General features: G+C 58.9%; 6 protein-coding genes and 1 tRNA gene. 5 read left to right on the top strand and 2 right to left on the bottom strand.

Translation table 11 applies throughout. The features are described 5' to 3' along the window. The first annotated feature begins 99 nt into the window (after positions 1–99). A complete protein-coding gene (cmrA, locus tag HMPREF2565_RS02330; RefSeq protein ID WP_071406818.1) occupies positions 100–912 on the top strand; it encodes a mycolate reductase in 813 nt (270 codons plus the stop codon). Between the two features lie 47 nt (positions 913–959). Here the strand turns inward: cmrA and HMPREF2565_RS02325 are convergent, their stop codons facing one another. Continuing rightward, positions 960–2,501 carry an alanine/glycine:cation symporter family protein gene (locus HMPREF2565_RS02325; protein ID WP_071406817.1) on the bottom strand — a complete coding sequence of 514 codons (1,542 nt, stop codon included), beginning with the start codon at positions 2,499–2,501 and terminating at the stop codon, positions 960–962. A 262-nt stretch (positions 2,502–2,763) separates the two neighbouring features. On the opposite strand from HMPREF2565_RS02325, the gene orn reads away from it, so the two are divergent. From orn to HMPREF2565_RS02305, 4 genes are all read left to right on the top strand, one after another. Further along, complete coding sequence (gene orn, locus HMPREF2565_RS02320; protein WP_070754969.1) at positions 2,764–3,396, top strand: oligoribonuclease; 633 nt, start codon at positions 2,764–2,766, stop codon at positions 3,394–3,396. A gap of 49 nt (positions 3,397–3,445) precedes the next feature. Then, a tRNA-His gene (locus HMPREF2565_RS02315) sits at positions 3,446–3,518 on the top strand. 155 nt (positions 3,519–3,673) lie between these two features. Beyond that, positions 3,674–4,534 carry a siderophore-interacting protein gene (locus HMPREF2565_RS02310; protein WP_071406816.1) on the top strand — a complete coding sequence of 287 codons (861 nt, stop codon included), beginning with the start codon at positions 3,674–3,676 and terminating at the stop codon, positions 4,532–4,534. 27 nt (positions 4,535–4,561) lie between these two features. Next, positions 4,562–5,107: a DNA-3-methyladenine glycosylase gene (locus HMPREF2565_RS02305; protein WP_070821843.1), complete on the top strand. Its 546-nt coding sequence runs from the start codon at positions 4,562–4,564 to the stop codon at positions 5,105–5,107. Positions 5,108–5,156: 49 nt separating this feature from the next. On the opposite strand, the gene sucD is transcribed toward HMPREF2565_RS02305, so the two are convergent. Continuing rightward, positions 5,157–6,035: a succinate--CoA ligase subunit alpha gene (gene sucD / locus HMPREF2565_RS02300; protein WP_046647338.1), complete on the bottom strand. Its 879-nt coding sequence runs from the start codon at positions 6,033–6,035 to the stop codon at positions 5,157–5,159. Position 6,036: the final 1 nt, after the last annotated feature.

Below are 6,036 nucleotides of genomic sequence, written 5' to 3'. Positions count from 1 at the left end.
GCACTCTAAAACCGGAAGGGCCTATTTACCCTGATTTAAACCCTGAGTGCTCTACGCTGGGTGGAGACTTCCCACCCCTGAGAGAAAGGACGCCGTTTCATGGCTCACTCCCCTGGGCTGCCCGCCCCTACCCGCTCCTCGTATGCACTGCTGACTGGTGCCAGCCAGGGCATTGGCGCTGCGATGGCCAGAGATTTGGCTGCTCGCGGCTACAACGTCATTCTCGTTGCCCGCCGCGAAGAAGTCCTCGAATCCATCGCTGCGGACCTACGCTCCCGTCACGAGGTTGATGCCATTGCGCTGGCTGCGGATCTCTCCGAGGCGGCGGACGTTGACCGCGTTATCGAGTTCATGGCGGGCAAGGAAATCTCCATCATCGTCAACTCGGCGGGCATCGCCAGCTTTGGCAAGTTCATGGATCAGGACTGGGATTATGAAACCCGGCAGTTCGATCTCAACGGCAAGGCCGTTCACCGTCTGACCCGTGCCGCACTGGAGCAGATGCTGCCGCGGCGCAGCGGCGCTATTTGTAACGTGGGCTCGGCTGCGGGCAACGTCTCCATTCCGAACAACGCCACCTATGTTTTCACCAAGGCAGGTGTCAATGCCTTTACTGAGGCCCTGCACTATGAGCTCAAGGGCTCGGGCGTGACCTGCACTCTGCTGGCTCCTGGCCCAGTGCGCGATGCTGTTATTCCCGAGGAGGAGCAGTCCATCGTGGATAAGGTCGTCCCGGACTTCTTGTGGACCACCTACGAGTCCTGCTCCGAAGAAACCCTCGAGGCCATGGCCCGCAACCAGCGGCGCGTGGTCCCCGGCCCGCTCTCCAAGGTAATGAATGCACTGGGCAAGATTGTGCCGACCCCAATTGTTGCGCCGATCATCGGCCGTTTCTATTCCAAGATGGCCTAGGATACGACAAAGCCCGCTCTCTTTGGGAGAGCGGGCTTTTGCGTTACTTAACCCTGGAGCGGCGAGTCCTGCGCAATGGCTTTCTGCGCGGCCTCCTGCCGGGCGAGCTTGCGCTCTACCCAGAACTCAGCGTTCTTGATTCCCAGCGCCTCTGGGTCAAACTGCGGGTCCTTGCCGGCAGCCTTCTGTGCGCTGTAGTCCTTGAGGCACTTGAGAGCCGGGACCTGCAGGAAAAGAATGGCGATGATGTTGAGCCATGCCGTTGCACCAACACCGATGTCACCCAGCGCCCAGGCGGAACCCGGAGTCGTCGTCGCGCCAACGACCACGGACACCACGAGGAGAATACGCAGAATCCAGACGAGCGCGCGGCGGGTGGTCTTGTTGCTGATCCAGCGGTTGAAGTAGGTCAGGTTGACCTCCGCCATGTAGTAGTACGCCAGAACGGTGGTGAAGGCGAAAAAGGCGATGGCGATGGCGATGAAGCTCGGGCCGAAACCTGCCAGCAGGGTGTCGAGGCCGTGCTGGACAAAGCCCGGGCCCACCTCAACGCCATCCGGGAGGGAGCCTGCGTAGCGCACAGGGCCTTCCTCCGACTCGCCCTCGAAGACCTTGTACATGTCAGTGGAGATGATGATGAACGCGGTAGCGGAGCACACGAAGAGGGTGTCAATGTACACCGCGAAAGCCTGCACGAAGCCCTGCTTCGCTGGGTGGGAAACCTCTGCCGCCGCGGCCGACTGTGGGCCGGTACCCTGGCCTGCCTCGTTAGAGTAAATACCGCGCTTCACGCCCCACATGATGGCCGAGCCCAACAGGCCAGAGAAGGCCTGCTCTGCGCCGAAGGCGGACTTGAAGATCATGCCAAAGACCTCAGGGATCTGGCTGAAGTTCATGATCAGAATGATGATGGCGAAGATAATGTACGCAGCCGCCATGAACGGAACCACGAGGGACGCAAAGTTAGCGATACGCTTGACGCCACCGATAATGATGATGGCCAGAATTCCGCCCAGAACCAGCGCAGACCAGCCGACATCAACACCCCAAGCGTTCTGGACTGCCGCGGCCACACCGTTAGCCTGAATACCAGGCAGGAAGTAGCTGGTAGCAAGAATCATTGCGACGGCGAAGACGATGCCATAGACCATCATGAATGGTCCGGCCTTGGTGTGCTTATAGGCCTTCTCGATGTAGTAAGCCGGGCCACCGCGGTACTCACCAGTGTCCTGGTCCTTCTCTTTATAGACCTGGGCCAAGGTACATTCCACGAACGACGTTGCAGAACCCAGCAACGCCACCGCCCACATCCAGAACACGGCGCCCGGGCCACCGAACGCAATAGCCGTAGCAACGCCGGCGATGTTGCCTACGCCGACGCGGCCGGCCAAGGAAATCATGAGCGACTGGAAGGAAGAGACACCCGCCTCGGAGCTCTCGCCATCCTTCAGCTGTTTAATCATGTCCGGAATGCAGCGTATCTGCAGAAACTTAGTCGCTAGCGTGAAGTAAATGCCCGCGCCGAGACATAGAAAGACCAACGCTGGTGACCAGATAAGGGCATTGAGGGTGTCGAGAAAGGCTGACATCGGTGGGGTACCATCCTTCGAAATATGTGAGTGCCATCACGTTAAAGGCTGTCCTAATAATGTCCCATCGGCTGAGGCTTTCGTGAGCGAAATCATGAAAAAGTTGAGAAAAGGGCGTACCGTAACCTCCGCAATCACCACAAATCACCAGTTCACATCGTTTAAGAAGCGCCTCCCCATTCCCGCAGATGTGTCCTACCCCCATCTACCCCCACTCTGGCACCTCCCGAACCTCACCCAAGGAGAAACTATGGTGGAACCCATGAGTGATATCCCCGCTAAGAACGATCGCCTTGTCTGGATCGATCTGGAAATGACCGGACTGGAACCACAGCGCCACGTCATCGTGGAAGTTGCCGCCGTGATAACCGACGCCGAGCTGAACATCCTTGACGACGGCATCGACCTCGTCGTGCACGCCACGGAGGAACAACTCGCGGAGATGGACGACTTCGTCACCACAATGCACGCAAACTCGGGACTGGACAAGGAAATTCGGGAATCCACGCTCACCATCGAAGAAGCAGAGGACGCAGTGCTGAAGCTCGTCGAAAAGCACTGCGATCCGAGCCACCCTGCTCCCCTGGCGGGCAATTCAATCGCCACAGACCGCGCCTTCATCCGCGCTTACATGCCACGTCTGGATGCCGCGCTGCACTACCGAATGATTGATGTTTCCACTATTAAAGAGCTCGCCCGCCGCTGGCACCCGCGGGCTTATTACAACCAACCGGAAAAGGGAATGGCACACCGGGCACTGCAAGACATTATCGAGTCCATCCGCGAGCTCGATTTTTACCGTCGCAGTGTTTTCCGCACCGACGACGGCCCCTCCTCCACGGAAGCCGAGGAATTAAAGGCTGCTACAACCGCCGATTACCAGGCGTTTTTGTAAAACCGACGACGTGGGTTAACCTGTATCTCGTTGCTTTCGGGCAACGATGGTGGCTGTAGTTCAGCTGGTAGAGCACCAGGTTGTGATCCTGGGTGTCGCGGGTTCGAGCCCCGTCAGCCACCCCGAATAGACCCCCGCATCCTGCTTGAGCAGGATGCGGGGTTAATTTTTTGCGCCGAACCACCCTAGCCTTGGATATGTTAGCCTTACCTAATCTAGTATTGTGTAGGCTCCCGCCCTCACAGCAACTCAAGTATCCCGAAGGACAGTGATAGCAATGGCTGCCCAAACTAAAGAAGCGGCGCCGAAGCGCAAGCCCCGCAAGGCGCATGAAGCGACCGTGCTTGGTCGTCACCAGGTTTCTCCGGATTTGGTTCGGTTGAGCATGAACTCTCCAGCATTTGTGGGCAAAGAGCTGGAGTTTACGGATCACTACATCAAGCTGTTGTTCGTGCCACAAAGCGCTGACTACTCTTGGCCGTTTGATGTCCAACAGATTCGTGAAGAGCAGCCGCGTGATAAACACCCGATTCTCCGCACCTATACCCTGATCAACCTGAACCCGGAAACCGGGGACTTCGACGTTGACTTTGTCACCCACGGTGATTCCGGCTTGGCCGGTCCCTGGGCACGAGTAGCTGAGGTCGGAGAGAAAATCGGTTTCCTCGGCCCAGGTGGCGCGTGGGGACCCACCGAAGAGTATGCGCACTTTGTGTTCGCCGGTGATGAATCCGCAGCACCGGCCATCGGTGCCGGCTTGAAGCGTCTCCCCGAAGGCGCGACTGCAACTGCATACATCGAGATCGCGGCCGAAGACCGCACGTTTGAACTCCCCACCCGCGAGGGCGTGGAGGTCATCTGGGTGGTCCGCAATGGCGCTACCCCCGGTACTGAGCTATCCCGCGTGGTACGCGAAGCTGGTATCCCCACGGGGAAGAAAACCAGCTGGTTCATCCACGGTGTCGCCGAGATGATCAAGGAGCTGCGTCGTTTCCTTTTCGTGGAATCTGGAATTCCCAAGGAAGACGTTTCTATCTCTGGCTACTGGCGTATCGGCATGACTGAGGACCAGTGGCAGGCCTCCAAACGCGAATTCAACGCAGAGATTGAAGCCGAAGAAGACAAGGCCAAGGTCTAAACCTCGTTCGCACGTTAGACTGCGGAAATGATCGATTTCACCGCCTCCGCAGACATCGTCGCTCCCCAACTGCTGGGAATGGTGCTGACGCACAACGGCGTCTCCATTCGAATCACAGAGGTGGAGGCCTACCTCGGCTCAGGCGATGAGGCCTCGCACACCTTTAACGGACGTACCCCACGCAACGCCGCCATGTTCGGTCCCCCCGGCCGCCTCTACGTCTATGTGTCCTACGGCATCCACCGGAACGGCAATATCGTTTGTGCACCCGAGGGGACCGGCGAGGGCTGCCTGCTGCGGGCCGGCGAAGTAATCGACGGTATAGACCTCGCCTACCAGCGGAGGGGCGACACGGAGTTTCATAATCTCGCCCGCGGCCCTGGCAATGTGGGCAAGGCCCTTGGCTTCAGCATCGAGGACAACGGCACGCCCGTACTCCTCAGCGAGCGCGAGAGCGAGCCGGAGTGGGTCCGCGGGCCGCGCATCGGAATCTCGAAGAACCAAGACGCAGCCTTACGCTTTTGGATTCCCTTCGACAAGACGGTGTCACGACGCCGCGGTCTCCCCCGCTAGTTCTTATTGGAGAGGCATGGGGGCGAACCACCCCATGTCCCTCACCCAACTACGCCAAGGCTGCTCGCACCAACTCTGCCGCTTGGGACGGGGTCTTTCCTACCTTTACACCGGCGGCCTCCAGCGCTGCCTTCTTTCCTTCTGCCGTACCGGAGCCACCCGAGACGATGGCACCGGCGTGGCCCATCGTCTTGCCTTCTGGTGCGGTAAATCCAGCAATGTAGGCAATGACCGGCTTCGTCACGTGGTCTTTGATATAGGCCGCAGCGTGCTCTTCTGCGTCGCCGCCAATCTCACCAATCATGATGATTGCCTCGGTGTCCGGGTCATTCTGGAATGCCTCGATCGCAGAAATGTGCGTCGTGCCGATAATCGGGTCACCACCGATTCCCACGCACGTGCTAAAGCCGATATCAGAGAGCTCGTACATCATCTGGTACGTCAACGTGCCCGACTTCGACACCAAGCCAATCTTTCCCGGGTTCGGAGCGGTCTCCGCCGGGATAATGCCTGCATTGGATTCACCCGGTGTGTACAGCCCCGGGCAATTGGGGCCGATGATGCGCGTCTTGGACTCGCGTCCCAACGCATAGAGCTCCGCCGTGTCCTTCACTGGGATTCCCTCGGTGATGATCACGACGAGCTCAATGCCAGCGCGGATCGCCTCCTCCGCCGCATCCTTGGTGAACTTTGCCGGCACGAAGATGACGGTGACGTTGGCGTCTGTCGCCTGCATAGCCTCGCGCACGCTGCCAAACACAGGGATCTCGCGCCCATCAATGTCTACGCGTTCGCCGGCCTTGCGCGGGTTGACGCCACCTACGATGTTGGAGCCGGACGCCAGCATGCGGCGCGTGTGCTTCATGCCTTCCGAACCCGTCATGCCCTGCACAATGATCCGCGAGTCTTTGTTGAGAAAAATCGACATA

It is taken from the genome of Corynebacterium sp. HMSC072A04 (assembly GCF_001809235.1).
Taxonomy (GTDB): domain Bacteria; phylum Actinomycetota; class Actinomycetes; order Mycobacteriales; family Mycobacteriaceae; genus Corynebacterium; species Corynebacterium hiratae.
This window is presented reverse-complemented; position numbering and strand designations above follow the sequence as displayed.

Bases quoted from the DNA above. Each gene is read 5' to 3' on its own strand.
- cmrA (WP_071406818.1), top strand. From the start codon at position 100: ATGGCTCACTCCCCTGGGCTGCCCGCCCCTACCCGCTCCTCGTATGCA.
- HMPREF2565_RS02325 (WP_071406817.1), bottom strand. From the start codon at position 2,501: ATGTCAGCCTTTCTCGACACCCTCAATGCCCTTATCTGGTCACCAGCG.
- orn (WP_070754969.1), top strand. From the start codon at position 2,764: ATGAGTGATATCCCCGCTAAGAACGATCGCCTTGTCTGGATCGATCTG.
- HMPREF2565_RS02310 (WP_071406816.1), top strand. From the start codon at position 3,674: ATGGCTGCCCAAACTAAAGAAGCGGCGCCGAAGCGCAAGCCCCGCAAG.
- HMPREF2565_RS02305 (WP_070821843.1), top strand. From the start codon at position 4,562: ATGATCGATTTCACCGCCTCCGCAGACATCGTCGCTCCCCAACTGCTG.
- sucD (WP_046647338.1), bottom strand. From the start codon at position 6,035: ATGTCGATTTTTCTCAACAAAGACTCGCGGATCATTGTGCAGGGCATG.